At 66.2% G+C, this 17,925-nt stretch carries 20 protein-coding genes and 1 pseudogene; 7 read left to right on the top strand and 14 right to left on the bottom strand.

The genetic code is table 11. The annotated features are described in order from the left end of the window. The first annotated feature begins 187 nt into the window (after positions 1–187). A complete protein-coding gene (locus FHS94_RS02765; protein WP_184054326.1) occupies positions 188–1,672 on the top strand; it encodes a lipopolysaccharide biosynthesis protein in 1,485 nt (494 codons plus the stop codon). Positions 1,673–1,715: 43 nt separating this feature from the next. Here the strand turns inward: FHS94_RS02765 and FHS94_RS19325 are convergent, their stop codons facing one another. The 5 genes and pseudogenes from FHS94_RS19325 to hisS all read right to left on the bottom strand — a co-directional run bounded on the left by FHS94_RS19325 (position 1,716) and on the right by hisS (position 6,089). Further along, on the bottom strand, positions 1,716–1,997 hold the full coding sequence (locus FHS94_RS19325; protein WP_246348328.1) for a hypothetical protein: 282 nt from the start codon (positions 1,995–1,997) through the stop codon (positions 1,716–1,718). A 489-nt stretch (positions 1,998–2,486) separates the two neighbouring features. Then, positions 2,487–2,681 (bottom strand): annotated as a pseudogene (locus tag FHS94_RS19320) (DUF4167 domain-containing protein); the annotation flags it as partial. 258 nt (positions 2,682–2,939) lie between these two features. Next, the gene (gene prmC / locus FHS94_RS02755; RefSeq protein ID WP_425506152.1) at positions 2,940–3,791 is read right to left on the bottom strand and encodes a peptide chain release factor N(5)-glutamine methyltransferase; all 852 of its coding nucleotides are present in this window, start codon (positions 3,789–3,791) and stop codon (positions 2,940–2,942) included. Continuing rightward, complete coding sequence (prfA, locus tag FHS94_RS02750) at positions 3,784–4,857, bottom strand: peptide chain release factor 1 (protein WP_184054322.1); 1,074 nt, start codon at positions 4,855–4,857, stop codon at positions 3,784–3,786. Before prfA ends, prmC begins: the two co-directional genes overlap by 8 nt. Then, positions 4,854–6,089 carry a histidine--tRNA ligase gene (hisS, locus tag FHS94_RS02745; RefSeq protein ID WP_184054320.1) on the bottom strand — a complete coding sequence of 412 codons (1,236 nt, stop codon included), beginning with the start codon at positions 6,087–6,089 and terminating at the stop codon, positions 4,854–4,856. The genes prfA and hisS overlap by 4 nt, the downstream gene beginning before the upstream one ends. A 50-nt stretch (positions 6,090–6,139) precedes the next feature. On the opposite strand from hisS, the gene FHS94_RS02740 reads away from it, so the two are divergent. The 3 genes from FHS94_RS02740 to ppa all read left to right on the top strand — a co-directional run bounded on the left by FHS94_RS02740 (position 6,140) and on the right by ppa (position 9,481). Beyond that, the gene (locus FHS94_RS02740; protein WP_184054318.1) at positions 6,140–6,778 is read left to right on the top strand and encodes a DUF1345 domain-containing protein; all 639 of its coding nucleotides are present in this window, start codon (positions 6,140–6,142) and stop codon (positions 6,776–6,778) included. 59 nt (positions 6,779–6,837) lie between these two features. After that, positions 6,838–8,766: a M61 family metallopeptidase gene (locus FHS94_RS02735; RefSeq protein WP_184054316.1), complete on the top strand. Its 1,929-nt coding sequence runs from the start codon at positions 6,838–6,840 to the stop codon at positions 8,764–8,766. A 121-nt stretch (positions 8,767–8,887) separates the two neighbouring features. Then, positions 8,888–9,481, top strand: coding sequence for an inorganic diphosphatase (gene ppa / locus FHS94_RS02730; protein WP_184054314.1), 594 nt, complete (start codon positions 8,888–8,890; stop codon positions 9,479–9,481). A 3-nt stretch (positions 9,482–9,484) separates the two neighbouring features. Here the strand turns inward: ppa and FHS94_RS02725 are convergent, their stop codons facing one another. The 5 genes from FHS94_RS02725 to ispG form a co-directional block, all read right to left on the bottom strand. Beyond that, on the bottom strand, positions 9,485–9,829 hold the full coding sequence (locus FHS94_RS02725; protein ID WP_184054312.1) for a TfoX/Sxy family protein: 345 nt from the start codon (positions 9,827–9,829) through the stop codon (positions 9,485–9,487). Further along, positions 9,829–10,308 carry a GNAT family N-acetyltransferase gene (locus tag FHS94_RS02720; RefSeq protein WP_184054310.1) on the bottom strand — a complete coding sequence of 160 codons (480 nt, stop codon included), beginning with the start codon at positions 10,306–10,308 and terminating at the stop codon, positions 9,829–9,831. Before FHS94_RS02720 ends, FHS94_RS02725 begins: the two co-directional genes overlap by 1 nt. Continuing rightward, a complete protein-coding gene (locus tag FHS94_RS02715) occupies positions 10,305–11,360 on the bottom strand; it encodes a DMT family transporter (RefSeq protein WP_343055128.1) in 1,056 nt (351 codons plus the stop codon). The genes FHS94_RS02720 and FHS94_RS02715 overlap by 4 nt, the downstream gene beginning before the upstream one ends. A gap of 165 nt (positions 11,361–11,525) precedes the next feature. Then, complete coding sequence (locus FHS94_RS02710) at positions 11,526–11,666, bottom strand: hypothetical protein (RefSeq protein WP_184054308.1); 141 nt, start codon at positions 11,664–11,666, stop codon at positions 11,526–11,528. 18 nt (positions 11,667–11,684) lie between these two features. Next, the gene (ispG, locus tag FHS94_RS02705) at positions 11,685–12,803 is read right to left on the bottom strand and encodes a flavodoxin-dependent (E)-4-hydroxy-3-methylbut-2-enyl-diphosphate synthase (protein WP_184054306.1); all 1,119 of its coding nucleotides are present in this window, start codon (positions 12,801–12,803) and stop codon (positions 11,685–11,687) included. 107 nt (positions 12,804–12,910) lie between these two features. Here ispG and FHS94_RS02700 point away from each other — a divergent pair, with 107 nt between their 5' ends. Genes FHS94_RS02700 through FHS94_RS02690 form a run of 3 tightly spaced genes read left to right on the top strand, consistent with a single transcriptional unit; the run spans position 12,911 to position 15,876 of the window. Beyond that, the gene (locus tag FHS94_RS02700; RefSeq protein WP_246348291.1) at positions 12,911–14,044 is read left to right on the top strand and encodes an acyltransferase family protein; all 1,134 of its coding nucleotides are present in this window, start codon (positions 12,911–12,913) and stop codon (positions 14,042–14,044) included. After that, positions 14,041–14,967 (top strand): isoaspartyl peptidase/L-asparaginase family protein, encoded by a 927-nt coding sequence (locus tag FHS94_RS02695; protein WP_184054304.1) that lies wholly within the window; start codon positions 14,041–14,043, stop codon positions 14,965–14,967. The genes FHS94_RS02700 and FHS94_RS02695 overlap by 4 nt, the downstream gene beginning before the upstream one ends. A gap of 42 nt (positions 14,968–15,009) precedes the next feature. Further along, positions 15,010–15,876, top strand: a complete 867-nt coding sequence (locus tag FHS94_RS02690) for a S1/P1 nuclease (RefSeq protein ID WP_184054302.1) — start codon at positions 15,010–15,012, stop codon at positions 15,874–15,876. Here FHS94_RS02690 and FHS94_RS02685 read toward each other — a convergent pair. The 4 genes from FHS94_RS02685 to pal form a co-directional block, all read right to left on the bottom strand. Continuing rightward, entirely contained in the window at positions 15,873–16,124 is a 252-nt protein-coding gene (locus tag FHS94_RS02685) for a hypothetical protein (protein WP_184054300.1), read from the bottom strand. The genes FHS94_RS02690 and FHS94_RS02685 overlap by 4 nt on opposite strands. Next, on the bottom strand, positions 16,117–16,323 hold the full coding sequence (locus FHS94_RS02680; RefSeq protein WP_184054298.1) for a toxin-antitoxin system HicB family antitoxin: 207 nt from the start codon (positions 16,321–16,323) through the stop codon (positions 16,117–16,119). The genes FHS94_RS02685 and FHS94_RS02680 overlap by 8 nt, the downstream gene beginning before the upstream one ends. Positions 16,324–16,329: 6 nt before the next feature. Further along, on the bottom strand, positions 16,330–17,223 hold the full coding sequence (locus tag FHS94_RS02675) for an SPFH domain-containing protein (protein ID WP_184054296.1): 894 nt from the start codon (positions 17,221–17,223) through the stop codon (positions 16,330–16,332). 172 nt (positions 17,224–17,395) lie between these two features. Continuing rightward, positions 17,396–17,920 (bottom strand): peptidoglycan-associated lipoprotein Pal, encoded by a 525-nt coding sequence (gene pal / locus FHS94_RS02670; protein WP_184054294.1) that lies wholly within the window; start codon positions 17,918–17,920, stop codon positions 17,396–17,398. Between the last annotated feature and the right edge of the window lie 5 nt (positions 17,921–17,925).

The following is a 17,925-nucleotide window of genomic DNA, read 5'->3' as shown; positions in this document are numbered from 1 at the left end:
ACCATGGCACCTGGTTTTCTGCGACCCCAGCAAACAAACCTTCCAGTCCGTCGCCGCGATGACAGCCATATACGCAGCACCCACAATCAGGTCAACGGCTTTATGACAGTTTCTCGGCGACCATGCACTTTTCTCCCGCCGAGGCCGGTTTACGGCTTCTGAAGGGGCGTGCCGCTAGAGCACATCCATGAACGCTCCCCATCCCGTTCCGGTTGCCGGCGATCCCGCTACATCCAGCGACCAGCCACTTGGCAACATCGTCCGTCGCGCCGTGCTTTGGCGCTCGGGCAGCCAGATCGTGGCGCAGGCAATTCAGTGGGCCGCGACGTTTCTGGTCATTCGCCTGCTCGCCCCCGAGGACTACGGGTTGTTCGCCATGACACAGGTGGTGATCGTGCTGCTCAACATGCTCGATGGCTTCGGCCTGGCAAGCGGCCTGATCCAGCAGCGAGAGATCACCAACCGCGATGTTCGCCAGCTGTTCGGCATGCTGGTCCTCTTGAACGGAGGGCTGGCGATCGCTCAATTCGCCTTGGCGCCCATTGCCGCCGCCTATTACGGCCAGCCGATAATCGGCTCCATGCTGCGCATCCAGGCGCTACTCCATCTGACCACGCCCTTTATAGCTCTACCCTATGCGCTGCTGTCGCGGCGCATGGATTTTCGGCATCAGGCGACTGCGAACCTAGCCGCGTCGCTGCTAGCCGCGGGTGCCTCGCTGGCAGGGGCCTTTGCCGGATGGGGAGCCTGGACGCTGGTGGCGGCGCCGATCGTCCTGTTCACCACCCGGGCCGTGCTCCTCACGCTCGCGGCGCGGTCGCTCGTCTGGCCAAGCTTTAATTTTCGCGGCGCCGGCTACATTGCGCGCTTCGGGGGCGTCGTCGCTGTGGGGCAGCTTTTCTGGTTTTTCCAAAGCCAGGCTGACGTCTTCATCGCCGGCCACAGCCTCTCGCCCCACCGTCTGGGGCTGTACACCACCAGCTTGTTCCTGACCCAGATCTTCGTGTCGAAGCTGGTCCCGCCCCTCAATGAGGTCGCTTTTTCCGCCTATGCCCGCATGGATGGGGACGGCCGGGTCGCCGCCGCGTTCGCGAAGGCGGTTCGGCTGGTCATGGCCGCGGCAATGCCCTTCTACCTCGGTCTGTTCGCAGCCGCCGAACCGCTGATCCTGGTGGTGCTGGGACCGAAATGGGCAGAGGCTGTACCGGTCGCCCGGTTGCTGGCGCTCGCGATGCCATTCGTGACGCTTCAGGCCCTTCTCACGCCCGCGTGCGACGCCCGCGGCAGGCCTGGCGTCGGCGTGGTGAACGGGGCGATCGGCTCCATCCTGCTGGTGTCCGCTTTCCTGGTGGGCGTGCGTTGGGGATTGCCTGGCATGGCCGTGGCGTGGCTCGTCGCCTATCCGCCCTATCTCGCGATCAGTGCGGCCCGGGCGCTACCGGTGATAGGGGTATCGGCACACGCCGTTTCGCGCGCGGTCGCCGGGCCGACAAGCGCGGCAGCCGTGATGGCGGGAGTCGTGATGCTCATGGACCGCAGTCTCGGGAGCGTCCCGCCCTTACCGCATTTGGCGATGCTCATCGCCATCGGGGTGACCGCCTATGGCGCGATGCTGTTCTTGATCGCCCGCCCGCTGCTGGGGGAGCTGGTACTACTCGTGCGACGACGCTGAGTAGCCAAGGCACCAGCCTCAGCTACTCAGTTCGCCGAACGGATTACTCCGACGCGGCGTCGGTACCCTGCGCAGTGCGCAGTCGGCGGCGACGCGGCTTGGGCTCTTCGGCCGCCGGCTCGCCTGCGTCGTTCCCCGGGCTCAGTGCCGGGGGAAGACGATCGGCCTCGATCGCCGTTGACTCGGCATCCTCGACCGGACGCTCGCGACGCGGCCGTCCGCGACGTCGCGGCTCGGGTGAGGCCACGCCGGCCGCATCGACATCGTTCGCAACCTGGGGCGCCGACACGCGCGGCTCTGCCACGACGCCCACGGCGTCGTCCATCATCTCGGGCTGAGCAACAGGCGGTTGCGGGCGACGCTCGCGCCGAGCATTGCCTTGCTGGCCTTCAAACTGATCGCCGTCGCGACGCTCACGACGCCCGCCGGACTGCTGCCCCTCGAACTGATCGCCATCCCGCGGACCGGCTTCCCGCTGGCTGGCATAACGCTGGCCACCGTCGCGCTGGTTGCCGTCACGCTGGCCACCGTCGCGCTGGTTTCCATCACGTCCGTTACCATCACGTCCGTTGCCATCGCGCTGACCGCCGTCACGCTGTCCGGTTTCGCGTTGATCGCGACGTGGCGCTTCGGCAGCCTGTTCGTTCTCGTCGCCCTCGTCGCTCTCGCCATCGAAGCCGTTGTCGAAGTCGCTGTCGAAGCCGTTGACGTACCCGTCCTCGCGGCCACGACGCTGCTGACCCTCGTCGAACCGGCTACGGCTCTCGTTCAGGACGCGAAAATAGTGATCGGCGAACTGCAGGTAATATTCGGTGTTGACCCGATCGCCCTGCATCTGGGCGTCGCGGGCCAGGTTCTTGTACTTTTCGTACAGCTGGTTGGCGTTGCCGCGCGCCCGGTTGTCGATCCGGTTGCCGCCATCGGGCCGACCGGGGTTGCCGCCCTGACGCTGACCGTTACCCCCGCCACCACGACCGCGACGGCGGCCGGCTTGCCGATTGTTGATCAAAAATCCTGTCCCTTGCCTTGGGTTACGTAGTTTGGGTTAATCATCACGGCACCGTATTCAGCGCCACCCCGGTCGCGTTGGAGCCATCCCGGCCACCCGCGTTCAGCTGTTCAGCGTGTTCGCCGGCCGAGCTTCCGCTTCGGCTCCGGCGCATCCTCGCTTCGCGCTCGTCTTGTCTCGCGGTACCTGCCCCGGCCACGCCCTAGCGGCGCAATGCACAATGGCACAAGAGAAATATGGCCGCAGAGAAGTGTTGTTTCAAGACGTGGCAACTAGGCAACGCTGATGTCCGGCCAGATCGCGGCGAATATTTACCCGTAGCCCGGCATCCCGGAATAGCGCAGCTGCCGCAGGTCCTTGTTCTGCCCCGATCTCGATACAGCCGACCCCGCCGGGCGCCAGTGCCGTCGCGATCTGCGGAGCAAGGCGCCGATAATCGTCCAGACCCTCTGCGCCGGCGAACAGCGCAGCGGCCGGCTCCCAGTCGCGCACCTCCGGCGACAGGGGCGCGCCGGTCTCCACATAGGGGGGATTGCACAGAACAAGGTCGAAGCGCTCATCATGCCCCGCAAGCCAGTCCCCGCGCTCCAGCCGGGCGCGCTGCGCTAGGCCAAGCTGCCGTGCATTGCGCGCGGCGTACTCCAGCGCCTGTTCCGACGCATCGATGCCCAGTCCCCGCGCCCGCGGCCATTCCGCCAAAGCGGCAAATAGCAGCGTTCCCGGCCCAGTACCCAGGTCGAGGATCGTCGCCGGCCCCGACGTACCCCGAAAGTGATCCACCGCCGCCTCCAGCAAGGTCTCGCTATCCGCGCGAGGGATCAGCACGCCGGGCCCGACCGCCAGGCTGATCGTCCAGAAATCGCGAACGCCAGTGATGTACGCGACCGGTTCATGCGCGGCGCGTCGTTCCACCAGGGCCGCGAAGCCGTCCGGCGCCGGGTCGTTCAGTTGACCGAGCAACATCGCCTCCCGGCTTGTCCCCAACGCGTGCGCCATCAACAGCTCGGCGTCGAGGCGCGGCGTTTCGGAAAAGCCGAACCGCGCAGCCGCCGCCGTGATCGCGGCGCGCACCACAGGGTGCACTGGGCCGCGGTCGCCGGTCTCAGTCACTCAGCTGCGCCAGCCGCTCCGCCTCATCCTCCGCGATCAACGCCCCGACCAGTTCGTCGAGCTCGCCTTCCAGGATCTCCGGCAGACGGTGCAGGGTCAGGTTGATGCGGTGGTCGGTGACCCGGCCTTGCGGAAAATTATAAGTCCGAATGCGCTCGGACCGGTCGCCAGATCCGACCATCGACTTGCGCGCGCCCGATCGCTCATTGGCAAGCCGCTCGCGTTCGGCCTCGTAGAGCCGCGTCCGCAGCACCTTCATCGCCTTGGCGCGGTTCTTGTGCTGCGATCGCTCATCCTGCTGGATCACGACGATGCCCGTCGGAATGTGAGTGATCCGTACCGCTGAATCGGTCGTGTTCACATGCTGACCGCCCGCCCCGCTCGACCGATATATGTCGACGCGCAGGTCCTTGTCCTCGATCTGGACATCGACCTCCTCCGCTTCCGGCAGCACCGCCACCGTTGCGGCAGAGGTGTGGATGCGCCCGCCAGCTTCCGTCACCGGCACGCGCTGTACCCGGTGGACGCCGCTTTCGAACTTCAGCTTCGCGAATACGCCAGCCCCCGCGATGGAGGCGACGACTTCCTTGTACCCGCCGACCTCCGAAGCGCTCGCGCTGATCAGCTCGACCCGCCAGCCCTGCCGCTCGGCATAGCGCTGGTACATGCGTAGCAGATCGCCCGCGAACAGCGCAGCTTCGTCCCCGCCGGTGCCCGCGCGAACTTCCAGCATCGCCGCGCGCTCGTCCGCCGCATCGCGCGGCAACAGCGCCAGCGCCAGCCGCCGGTCAGCTTCCACCAGCGCCGTGTCGTTCGCGATCAGCTCGTCCGCCGCCATGGCGCGCAGCTCGGCATCGCTTTCCTGCGTCATGAAGCGCAGTGACTCGGCTTCCTGGCGCAGCCGCCGCACCTCGGACGCGGCATTCGCGACCGGCTCCAGCTCGGCATACTCCTTGGAAACCTGCACGAAGCGATCGGACGGCAACTCCCCGCTCGCCATCATCGCCTGCAGTTCGTCGCGCCGCGCCTCGATCTGCCGGATGCGTTCAAGCGAGATCCGGGTCATCGCCCGGCCCAGTTGATCGCGTTCAGGATCGCGGAACTGCGCGGAGCCTCTCCCCGCGGTACGACCGACAAGGCGCCGTCGCGCATTGTCACGACCACGATTTCGGACGCCTGCGCCTTGACCGCCTTGTCATAGCGCTTTCGGGGCGACCCGCTGGCATACAGCTCGGTCGCGATCCCCGCCCGACGCAATGCCGACAGGGCGGCAAACGCGCCGCGCATGGCGGCATCATCCTCAACCACGACCGCGACAGGCGCCGTCTCAGCCGCCGGCTCCTCGATCAACATCGCCAGCCGCTCGACCCCGGCCGCCCAGCCGACGCCCGGCGTCTCCGGCCCGCCGAGCGACCCGATCAGCCCGTCATAGCGCCCACCGGCCAGCACCGTGCCCTGCGCCCCCAACCGATCGGTCACGAACTCGAACGCGGTATGCCGATAGTAATCGAGCCCTCGCACCAGCCGCGCGTTGCGGGTCCACCGCACGCCCGCCGCGTCCAGCCCCGCCGTCACCGCTTCGAAAAAGGCGCGAGCCTCGTTGGTCAAGTACCCGTCGATGTCCGGCGCCGAATCCGCCACCGGCCGGTCGCGCGGATCCTTGCTGTCGAGAATCCGCATCGGGTTCTTTTCCAGCCGAACCAGGCTTTCCTCCGACAGCACGTCACGATGCGCCTCGAAATGCGCAACCAGCGCCTCGCGCCAGGCGTCGCGCGTTTCCGCATCGCCCAGCGTGTTGAGCTGCAGCGTCACCCCGTCCGCGATGCCGAGTTCGTGCAGCAGCTGGTCCGCCATCACCAGCAGTTCGACATCAGCCGACGGCTCGGCCGCGCCAATCACTTCGGCGTCGATCTGATGAAACTGGCGAAAGCGCCCCTTTTGCGGTCGCTCATACCGAAAGACCGGGCCGCTGGTCGCGACCTTCATCGGCACGAACTGCTTCCATCCCTCGGTCAGGAACGCCCGCGCGATGCCCGCGGTGAACTCAGGGCGAAGCGTGACCGAATCGCCGCCACGGTCCTGAAAGGTGTACATCTCCTTGGAAACGACATCCGTGGTTTCGCCGATCGAGCGCGCGAACACCTCCGTCGCCTCGAACACGGGAATGTCGACCCGCCCGAAACAGTACAGCGCCCGCACCCGTTCGAACGTGCCAAGCACGTGGGCGAACCGCCGCTGCTCGTCGCCAATGATATCCTGGGTTCCGCGGACCCGCCGCGGTGTTTCGATACGCGCCATATTGGCGCGCGTCTCTAGGCGAGACGAGCGTGAAGCGCTAGCACCCGCCCATGGCTCTTTCCGCCCAGCTGGGCAGGCACGTCGCCCCGCCCCGCTTCATCGCCTTTGCGCTGCTCTTCGGAATCGGGGCAGCGGTTCTTTCGCCCCATGTCGGGCTGGGCCGCGCAACCATGCTCGGCTTTGACCTTGCCGCGGTCATCTTCCTTGTTTCCCTCACCCCTGTGTTTCGCGCGGGTGAAGCGCGCCAGATGCGCGAACGCTCCGCCGCGAATGATGCCAACCGCGCGGGCCTGCTCGGCATCACCGCGGTCACCATGCTGGTCATCTTGGTCGCAGTGGCTGGCGAACTGAAGGGCAAGAACAACACGCAGGCCGTCGTCATCGTCGTAGCTACCCTGGCGCTTGCCTGGCTGTTCTCGAACATGGTCTACGCCCTCCACTATGCGCACCTGTTCTATCTGCGGGGCGACAAGGGCGATCAGGGCGGACTCAATTTCCCGAAATGCGACCAGCCCGATTACTGGGACTTCCTGTATTTCAGCTACACGCTCGGCATGACCTTCCAGACGTCGGACGTGTCGGTCACGTCGCGTCGGCTGCGGCGTGTGGTTGTCGGCCACTGCCTGGCAGCGTTCGTGTTCAACCTTGGCGTGGTCGCCTTTACGATCAACGTGCTGGGCGGCGGCTAAGGGCTGGACGGCTGACCTTTCGGGCGCTTAGACCTTTGGCTTCCACCAGAGGACCCTCCATGATCCGTAGCCTCGCACTTCTTCTTGCCACCGTTGCCGCCCCCGCTCTGGCTCAAGTCCCCGCAGGGAACTCGGCGCCCCAGCCTGTTCCGTTCGTCGACACGGTGCCTGAAGCGCGCGACGCGGCCTATCCCGGTGTGATCGCGCTGGACGTGGATGCGACGGACAATCTGCGCGGTATCTTCCGGATCAAGGAAACCATCCCGGTCGCGCAGGGCGGCCACACCGTCCTGCTTTATCCAAAGTGGCTGCCCGGCAACCACGCCCCGCGCGGGGAAATCGAAAAGGTCGCCGGCCTGGTGATCCGCGCCAACGGCCGCATCCTGCCCTGGACCCGCGATCCGGTCGACGTCTACGCCTTCCACATCGACGTGCCGCAGGGCGCCAAGCGCCTCGACGTCGAATTCCAGTTCATCTCCGCGACCAAGGCCGATCAGGGCCGCATCGTCGCAACCCCGTCGATGATCTCGCTCCAGCCAAACTCGGTCAGCCTGTATCCGGCCGGCTACTTCACCCGTCAGATCCCGGTGAAGATGACGGTCAAATATCCAGACGGCTGGACCGCCGCGAGTGGCCTTCCCTCGCGCAAGGGCACGGGCGCCAACGCTTCGACCTACACCTATGACCAGACCAATTATGAAGTGCTGGTCGACTCCCCGATCCTCGCCGGCCGCTACGGCCGCAGCATCCCGCTAAGCCAGCGCGTGTTCCTGGACGTGTTCGCCGACACGCCCAAGGAGCTGGAGGCCAAGCCAGAACAGATCACCGCACACCAGCAGTTGGTGACGCAGGCGGTAAAGACCTTCGGCGCCCAGCATTACGACAATTACCACTTCCTGCTCTCGATCACCGACCAGCTGGGCGGCATCGGCCTTGAACATCACCGCTCGTCCGAGAACGGCGTAAAGCCGGGCTATTTTACCGAGTGGGAAACGGGCGCTGCCGCCCGAAACCTCCTGCCGCACGAGTACACCCACAGCTGGGACGGCAAGTTCCGCCGCGGCGCGGACCTGTGGACCCCCGACTTCCGCACCCCGATGCGCAACTCGCTTCTCTGGGTGTACGAAGGGCAGACCCAGTTCTGGGGCTATGTGCTCCAGGCGCGCTCTGGCCTTGTGTCCAAGCAGGACACGCTCGATGCCTATGCCGCGATCCTCGGCAACTATGACACGGCACCCGGGCGCCAATGGCGAAACCTTGTGGACACCACCAACGATCCCGTCATCTCGGCCCGCCGGCCCAAGGGCTGGAGCAATTATCAGCGGTCGGAAGATTACTACAATGAGGGCCTGATGGTCTGGATGGAGGTCGACGCGATGCTCCGCCAGAAATCCGGCGGCACCAAGTCGATCGACGACTTCGCCCGCGCCTTTTTTGGTGTCCGGGACGGCGACTATGGTGAGCTGACCTACACCATCGACGATGTTGCCAAGACTCTGAACGGCATCCAGCCCTATGACTGGGCGGGCTTCCTCAACCAGCGGCTGACCGAAACGGGCAAGCCCGCGCCGATCCAGGGCTTTGCCATGAACGGCTACAAGCTCGTCTACGGGCCGGAGCCGACCAGCTACTTCAAGGGGCTGGAGAAGCTGCGCAGCGGCACCGACCTAAGCTATTCGATCGGCCTGACGGTGAACAAGGAAGGTGAGGTTTCCTCCACCATCTGGGACTCGCCCGCGTTCAAGGCGGGTGTGGACGTCGGTACCACCATCCTGTCGGTTAACGGCGTCGCCTTTACTGGCGACCGCCTGAAGGAGGCGGTCGTCGCGGCGAAAACCAGCCGCGATCCGATCCGCCTGCTCGTGAAAAGCCAGGACCAGGTTCGCGAGGCGCTGATCGACTATCATGGCGGCCCGCGTTACCCGCGCCTGGAAAAGACCGGCACCGGCGACACCGGGCTCGACCGCCTGCTCGCACCACGTCCCTGATCAGGCACCGCTCACCGGACGTTGGAAGTAAACAACATCGACTCGGGCGGCGCGCTCAGCTAGGCGCGCCGCCGGAATAGGGCCGATCACGGCTCATTTCGCTCAACAAACAGGGTTCTTCATGCGCATTGACCTTATCCCGGTGGGCAAGAACCCACCTGACGATCTTAACGTCATCATCGAAGTGCCGGTCGGCGGCGAGCCAGTGAAGTACGAGTTCGACAAGGCGAGCGGCGCTCTCTTTGTTGACCGTATTCTTCATACGCCCATGCGCTACCCGGCTAATTACGGGTTCGTTCCGCATACTTTGTCGCCCGATGGCGATCCGCTCGATGCACTGGTCGTGGCCCGCTCGCCCTTTATCCCGGGTTGCGTGGTACGTGCCCGCCCCATCGCGGTGCTGAACCTGGAAGACGAAGCGGGTGGCGATGAAAAGCTGGTCTGCGTGCCGGTCGATTCGACCTTCCCCTACTATTCCAACGTAGGCGAGAAGGATGATCTGCCCGAGATCGTCTTTGAACAGATCGAGCACTTCTTCACCCACTACAAGGATCTGGAAAAGAAGAAGTGGGTGCGGATCGGCACCTGGGGCGGCCGCGACGAAGCGCGCCGGATCACCCTGGAAGCGATCGAGCGCTATGAGGCTGCCAAGGATCAGGGTGAGCCCGCACCCGGCATGGACAAGGCCGAAGGCGACCGCGACGCGGCTGCCTGATCGTTACCGTCGCCGGGCCCTGACCGGGGCTCGGCGGCCTGCCTCCAACGCCAGAATGCCCCAATGGCGCAGCGCGTCGGCATCATCCAGACATTCGTCGGGTGCGCGGGCATAGCGCATGGTCGCGACACGCCCGTTCTTGTCGGTATAGCTGAACCGCTCACAGCCCGCCGCGTCGAACGCCGCCGCGCCCTGATCGTCCAGCTTGAACCAAAGCTCGTCCGCGGCGACGATCGCGAACACGGTGCCATCGCAATACACCATCGCTCCGCCCATCATCGCGCGATAGCTGACATTGCCGACCGGCGCCATCGCCTCGCCCACCCAGTCAAGCAGGCCGGTATCCATCACTCCTGCCCCGCCAGCCGCGCCAGCGCCGGCCCGGCGACGCGCTGCACGGTCCACTCGTCCAGTCCCTCGGCGCCCATCGCCCGATAAAAGGCGATCGCGTCGGCATTCCAATCGAGTACCGACCATTCGAACCGCGCGCAATCGCGCTCCACCGCGACCCGGGCCAGATGCCGCAACAGCGCCGTGCCCACCCCCTCGCCTCGCGCTGCCGGGGTCACGTACAGGTCCTCCAGGTACAGCCCGCGTCGCCCGGTCCAGGTCGAAAAGTTGTGAAAGAACAACGCAAAGCCGACCAGATCGCCGTCCCGCCCGGCGACCACCGCTTCGGCGGCAGGCGCCGGCCCGAACAGCGCGCCGCTCAACATGGCCTCCGTCGCCTTTACCGCGTCCGGTTCTCGCTCAAACGCGGCCAGTTCGCGCACGAAATGCAGGATGGTCGGGACATCGCCAGCCAACGCCGGACGGATCAGGATCATGCACTCGCCTCCGCTTGCGGCAGCGCCGGCGCGCCGCCCGTTCTTGCCGCCCATGCGCACCCCGCGATGATCAGCGCGGTGCCCGCCAGCGTCACCGGGGTCAGTTCCTCGCCAAACCACCACCAGCCCATCAGCGCCGCCCAGATAAAGGCGGTGTACTCGACGCTCACCAGCACGCGCGCCTCTGCCCGCGCATAGGCCCAGGACAGGAGCAGCAGCGATACCACCGCCAGCACCGCTGCTGCACCGATCGCGGCACCCTGACCGGGAATGGGCCGCACCAGCCACGCTGCGCCCACCAACAACAGCGTGAGCACGAACAGATTCTGCCAGAACGCGATCTCGACCGGCCCCGCCTGCTGCGCCTGATGGCGCGCGACGACAAGGTTGGCCGCATAAAGTATCGCCGACACCAGCACCGCCGCCATGCCGCGCGCCGTATCGGGCCCATGGGTGACGCCCAGCCGTCCCGCCATTACGATCGCGACACCGACCAGCCCAAGCACCGACGCTGCAACCGACTGCCAGCCCACCGCCTCTCGCAGGAACAGCGCTGCCAGTCCCAGCGCGATCAGCGGCGCAATGAAGGACAGCGCCACCGCCTCGGCCAGCGGCACGCGGGCGATCCCCCAAAAAAAGGCGAGCGCCATGGCCGCCACCAGCACGCTTCGTCCCGCGTGCACCAACAGCACATGACGCTGTGGTCGCCGCGGCCGACTGCCAAGGTACAGGACCGCCGTGATCGCAGTGCCCGCCCCGACCCGCCACACCAATGCGGAATAGGCGCCGATGCCGAGTGCCAGCCCCTTCATCAGCGCGTCCATTACGCCATAGGAAGCAATTCCAAGCGCCGCTACGAGTAGGGGCAGGACGGGAACCGCGGCGCGCATCCACCCCGCATAGCGATGCTGCACGCCCGAACGAAGCGCGATCCGCGTCAGGCCGTGACTAGAACCCGCAGCGCGGGGAGGGACAGGATCGAAAGCCACCGTGTCGGCCGCCATGCCGCGCCGACGTCCCACGGGCAGGGCGGCCACGCTGCCGATCACCATGGACGATACCAGGCCGATGATCAGCCGACCCCGGCGAGCTCGCGAAGATCATACCATCGCGCGCCCGGCCACCAAGCCGCGCGGGCACAGGCAAAGGCGAGAAAAGGTCCGTGAACCTGGCCTAGTCGAACGCTCAGCATGTCGGGTCGCGCGGCAGGGCGCACGTCATCGTCCGGCTTTCAAGCAGCCAAGCTTCATCCCGGCGACGTGCTGGGCGAACTCGGGCAGCACCACCAGTGCGATCGGTGCGACGATGAGCAGCGTGAGTCCATAACGATACTGATCGCGTGCCGCCGTCCGGGCCACGCCCGGCGCCGCCGGCGCTCACGCCGCCTTGGCTTCGGTCGCCGCCTCGATCTCCGCCGCCTTGGCCTCCACCAGCCGGACGATGTGGTCGATCATGCCCTCGTCCTGAACATGGTGGTCGGTCACCCCGGACAGGTACACCATGTGCTTGCCATTGCCGCCGCCGGTCAGGCCGATGTCGGTTTCCCGTGCTTCGCCCGGCCCGTTAACGACGCAGCCGAGCACCGACAGCGACATGGGTGTGCGGATGTGGACAAGGCGTTCCTCCAACGCCTGCACCGTGCGGATCACGTCAAAGCCCTGGCGCGCGCAGCTGGGGCAGGACACGACACGCACGCCGCGGTTGCGGATGCCCAGGCTCTTCAGGATTTCGAAGCCGACCCGGACTTCCTCCTCCGGCTCTGCGGACAAGGATACCCGGATCGTGTCGCCGATCCCGAACCACAACAGCGAACCGATGCCGATGGCGCTCTTGACGGTGCCCCCGACAAAGCCGCCGGCCTCCGTGATGCCCAAATGCAACGGGCAGTCCACGGCCTCGGCAAGCTGCTGGTACGCGGCAACGGCCAGGAACAGGTCGGACGCCTTCACCGCGACCTTGTACTCGTGGAAATCGTGGTCCTGTAGAAGCTTGATGTGGTCCAGCGCCGATTCGACCAGCGCATCGGGGCACGGCTCGCCGTATTTCTCCAGCAGGTCGCGCTCCAGGCTGCCGGCATTCACGCCTATGCGGATGGCGCAGCCATTCGCCTTGGCTGCCCGCACCACTTCCGCGACCCGCTCGGACGAGCCGATATTGCCGGGGTTGATGCGCAGGCAAGCCGCGCCCGCATCGGCGGCTTCCAGCGCCCGCTTGTAGTGAAAGTGGATGTCCGCGACGATCGGCACCCGCGCCGCGCGAACAATGCCGCCCAGGGCAGCGGTGCTTTCAACATCGGGGCAGGATACGCGGATGATGTCCGCGCCCGCTTCTTCGCAGCGGCGGATCTGGCTGATGGTCGCGCCGGCATCGCTGGTCGGCGTGTTGGTCATGGTCTGAACGGTGACGGGGGCATCGCCGCCGACGGGAACATTGCCGACCATGATCTGGCGGCTCGGACGGCGGACGATGTCGCGCCAGGGTCTCACGGAGGACATGATGGGCCCTATACTCCTCGCACGCCTGCCCCGGAAGAGCGCAAGCGACTAGCGCCGAAACGCTGGCCTACCTAAGTGCGCCCGCGATGATTGCACGGCACCACGGCATGGACTGGCTCCGCATCGGCGCCTTTGCCCTTCTGATCCTGTACCATATCGCCATGGTATTCGCGCCATGGGATTATCATGTGAAGTCCGTGCACGTCGCGAACTGGCTGGTGCTGCCGATGCTGGCGACCAATGCCTGGCGCCTGACCCTGCTGTTCGTCGTGTCTGGCTATGCCAGCCGCGCGCTGCTTGCGCGGTCGCCGGGGGTGGGCAATTTCCTGGCCGATCGCAGCTGGCGCCTGCTGCTTCCGCTCGCTTTCGGTATTGCGGTGATAGTGCCGCCCCAGGCCTGGGTGGAGCTGGTCACCAAGCACGGCTATGCCGCCAGCCTGCCAAGCTTCTGGCTGCAGGATTATTTCCGCTTTTCCCACATTGCTGGCTTGGCGCTGCCGTCGTGGAACCACCTGTGGTTCGTTGGCTATCTGTGGGTCTATACCGTTGCCCTCGCGCTTGTTGCCCTGCTGGTAAAGCCGCGGGTGCAGCACCTGTTCGATCGCGCATTCTCGGGACCGGCCGTTCTTTTGCTTCCCCTTGGCTGGGCCGCGTGCGTTCACGGCTGGTGGTTCACCATGGCGGCGGAGACGCACCGCCTCCTTGCCGACCCGATAGCGCACCTGACCTTTTTGCCGGCCTTCCTGTTCGGCTTCGGCCTGGCAGGCTCACCGGCAACGATGCGTGCGATCGCGCGCTGGGCGCCGCTGGGTGCCGCCGTGGCGGTTGCCGGGTACCTGACCATTGCCGCCATTGAGCTTGCCGCGACCCCGGCCCCGCGCGCGCTCTACCCCGTGTACGGGATCGCCCATGCTTGCGAGCAATGGGGCGCGATCGTGGCGTTGATCGGGGTCGCGGAACGCTGGGGCCGCCGTGACCACCCATGGCGCTCGACCCTGACGGAAGCGGTTTTCCCCTTTTACCTCGTCCACCAGACGGTGATCGTCGTCGCCATGGCCCTGCTGCTCCCGGCCGGCCTGTCGGGCGTAGCGGAATTTGCCATCCTGCTCGCGGCGACGGTGGCGGGTTGTGGGCTGTTCTACCTCGGCGGGCGTGAGGTTGGCTGGCTGCGGCCGCTGATCGGATTGCGCATGAACCGCCGTTCCGCCGCACGCGCGCTCGACCGGCCCGCGGTGGCATGAGCGTGTCGCGCTGGTCATTGATGATCCACGGCGGGTCGGGGATCATTACCCCCGACACCCTTTCCGCTGAAGGCGAGGCACGCGCCCGTGCTGCGCTCGACCGTGCGCTGAACGCTGGCGAGGCGATCCTGGCCACGGGCGGATCGTCGCTCGACGCCGTTGAGGCGGCGGTGCGGGTGCTGGAGGACGATCCTCATTTCAACGCCGGCCGTGGTTCTGCCTTGGGCCTTGACGGCACGGCCACGTTGGACGCCGCGATCATGGCCGGGGACAGCCGCGCCGCCGGGGCCGTCGCCGGCGTCACCCGCACGCGCCACCCGGTCAGCCTGGCGCGCCGCGTGATGGACGAAAGCCCGCACGTCCTTCTCGCCGGCGCTGGGGCTGACGCCTTCTCGCTCGACCAAGGGTTGGAGCAGGCGAGGCCCGACTGGTTCGTCATTCCAGAGCGCGTTTACCAGCTTGCCGCGATGAAGCGCGATTCGGCCGACGCGTTCGACGTCGACATGAAATACGGAACGGTCGGTGCAGTGGCGCGCGATATGGCGGGCCATCTTGCCGCCGCGACCTCGACCGGCGGAGTCACCGGCAAACGCTGGGGCCGGATCGGCGATTCGCCGATCATCGGCGCGGGCACCTGGGCGGATGACCGCGCTTGTGCGGTATCCGCGACCGGTTCTGGCGAATCATTCCTGCGCGTCGGCGTCGGTCATGAGATCGCCGCCCGTATCCGGCTGTCGGGTGAATCGATCGACACCGCTACGACCGCCGTGCTGGCAGAGGTTCAGGGCCTGGGCGGCACCGGCGGGGTAATCGTAGTGGGTGCGGGCGGCCACGCTGCCTGGCACTTCACCACGCCCGGCATGTACCGCGCGCGCACCGATTCGATGAATCGACGAGAAGTCGCCATCTTTTCTGACACGTAAGTGATCTTGCCTCATTTGCGCGACGCATTAGGGCTCGGGCGCATGAAGCTCCTTGCTCCGCTCACCACCGCCGCGGCCCTCGCCATCGCCTCCCCCGCCTCGGCCTATTGGGAATATGGCCACCAGACGGTGGCACGGATTGCTTTGGCGAACGTGAAGCCGGCGACGCGCGCGAAGATCCGCCGCATCCTGGCGACGGACGCGCTGCTCGACACCCCGGAGTGCCCCGCCAAGCGGATCGAGGATGCGTCCACCTGGGCCGATTGCGTCAAGCCGCTCAAGGACGCGAATGGTAAGGCCCGGTTCGGCTACGCGTATAATTGGCACTTCCAGGATGTGAACATTTGCAAGCCGTTTGAACTCGAAACGGCTTGCAAGGACGGCAATTGTGTGTCGGCTCAGATCGAGAAGGACGTAGCTGCTCTGCGCAACCCACGCACCAGCCAGCATGACCGCGTGCTCGCGCTCGTGTTCCTGATCCATTTCGTCGGCGACCTGCACCAGCCGCTCCATGCCGGCGAGCACGACGACAAGGGCGGCAATGACGTCGCGGCGACCTATGGCACCTACAGCCCGCGCCGCTTCAACCTTCATTCCGTGTGGGACGGTACGCTGGCGGAGCGCGCGATCACTAGCGGGCCCAGCCTGGTCCGCCGTTATTCAGTCGCCAAACGCAAGCGCCTGGCCGCGGGCACTGTTACCGATTGGAGCCGAGAGGCATACCAGGTCGCGCGGTCGGTCGTGTATCCCACCGCGCTCGGCCGCGACGTCTGCGCGGATGGCGAAGGCGCCGCCCAGCGCGCCACGCTGGACGAGGCCACAATCCAGAAGATCGTGCCCGTGGCCCGCCTGGAGGTAGAGCGCGGCGGACTGCGCCTCGCCAAGCTGCTCGATCGCGCGCTCGCCTAGTCTTCTGACCACCAGCGCCAGCGCCAGCGCCAGCCGCCGCGGGTATGCCGCGCGGCGACGACGATCAACGCACCCGTCACGATCAGGACGAGGGTGACGAAAACCGCCGGGTGCTGCGCGCGGATCATCCGCTCAAGCCCGAACAGGATGGCGAGATAGCCGATCAGGATCGCCCAACCCTGCCATGCGATCGGCAGCCCGGCGCCATAGCCGAACCGCTTGGGCGCGAACCAATCACCGTCACTCATCGCCACTCTCCTTGGGCGGCCGGCCGCGGCGCGCGCGTTCCGGCGGATCCAGCGTCACGCCCCGGCGCCCCAGGGCTTCGCGCAGCAGGCATTCGATTTCGGCGTTGACGCTGCGCAGGTCGGACGCCGCCGCCCGTTCAACCGCGGCATGAAGCGCCGGGTCGAGTCGGAGGGGAAAGGCTTTCTTGGACGCGGCCACTGGACCCTACTGGTACAACGTGCCCGTGTTGACGACCGGCTGAGTGTCGCGCTCCCCGCACAGCACCACCATCAGGTTCGACACCATGGCCGCGCGCCGTTCGTCGTCCAGCTCGACCACGTTCTTCGCCGATAGCTGCTCCAGCGCCATCTCCACCATGCCGACCGCGCCCGCAACCAGCGTCTGCCGAGCCGCGACCACAGCCGCGGCCTGCTGCCGCCGCAGCATGGCCTGCGCAATCTCCGGCGCATAGGCGAGGTGGGTGAAGCCGCATTCGTCCACCATGATCCCGGCGACCAGCAGCCGAGCGATCAGCTCGTCGCGCAGTTCGCCGCCGACCTGGTCGTGGTTGCCGCGCAGCGTCACCTCCTGATGCTCGAAATCGTCATAAGGATAGCGCGACCCGATCGTCCGCACCGCCGCCTCGATTTGCACCAGCACGAAGGCGCGATAATCATCGACGTCGAACAGCGCCTGCGCGGTGTCGGTCACGCGCCACACCACCTGCGCCGCCATCTCGATCGGGTTGCCGCGCAGATCATTGACCTTGATCCGTTCGGAGATGATGTTGTTGGCGCGTACCGACACCTTGCGGCGGGCCATCCAGGGCAGCACCCAGCGCAGGCCGCTCGCTCGGTCCGTTCCCTTGTAGCTCCCGAACAGCGTGATCGCCGCGGCCTGGTTGGGCTGGAGCATGAAAAAGCCGATCGCGACAAAGGCGGCCACCACAGCGCCGGCGACCAGAAATGTCGCGCCCACCGCAGGCTGGTGCTCGACAAAGGTCAGGCCGACCACGGCCGTGGCAACCGCCCCTACCAGCAACAGCAGCATCGGATAACCGCTCGCCGTTGCTGCCTGCCGCTCAACCGATTGCCTCAGTCCCCTACCCTGCTCGACCATGTTGCCCTCCTTAAAGTGATATCACTTTTATATCGGAGTGAGGCAGCCGGCAAAGCAAATCGAGAACAGCTCGTCGCAATCACGCGCGACAAGGGTCAGGCCGGGAACGACCTGACGCTTTGATGACATGGTGGTAACTGGCCCGGTCCGTCGCGAACCGGGCCGAGGGCTGTTAACGCCCGATGATCACCGTCACCGCGCGACGGTTCTGGGCATAGGCTTCCTCGTCGGAACCGAGCGCCAGCGGGCGTTCCTTGCCATAGCTGATTGTGCTGATCCGCGAGGCTGCGACGCCGCGCGCGACCAGATAGTTCTTGGCGGCGTTCGCGCGTCGATCACCCAGCGCAAGGTTGTACTCACGGGTACCACGCTCGTCACAATGCCCTTCAACGGTGATCCGGACCTGCGGATACCGGGCCAGCCACTCGACCTGGCTGTCCAGGATGGCACGCGCGGTCGAGTCGATGTCGTATACGTCCACGCCGAAATTTACGGTGTTCGATTGAACCGAGCGGCGGAAGTCGGCGTCCGAACCCGGACCGCCGTTCGGGTCCACATCGCCCGCACTACCCGATGGCGCGACCTCCGTGGCCTGCTCGGCCGGCGCGGGGGGCAGCACTGCCGGCCGCTTCTTGGCACAACCTGCCAGCGCGATCAGCGCCGTCGCCGCGAGCAGTGTGGTAGAAATCTTCGCCATCATTG

It is taken from the genome of Sphingomonas aerophila (assembly GCF_014199305.1).
In the GTDB taxonomy this organism is placed as follows: Bacteria; Pseudomonadota; Alphaproteobacteria; order Sphingomonadales; family Sphingomonadaceae; genus Sphingomonas; species Sphingomonas aerophila.
The sequence above is the reverse complement of the archived record's forward strand: the minus strand, read 5'-3'. Positions and strand labels throughout refer to the sequence as shown.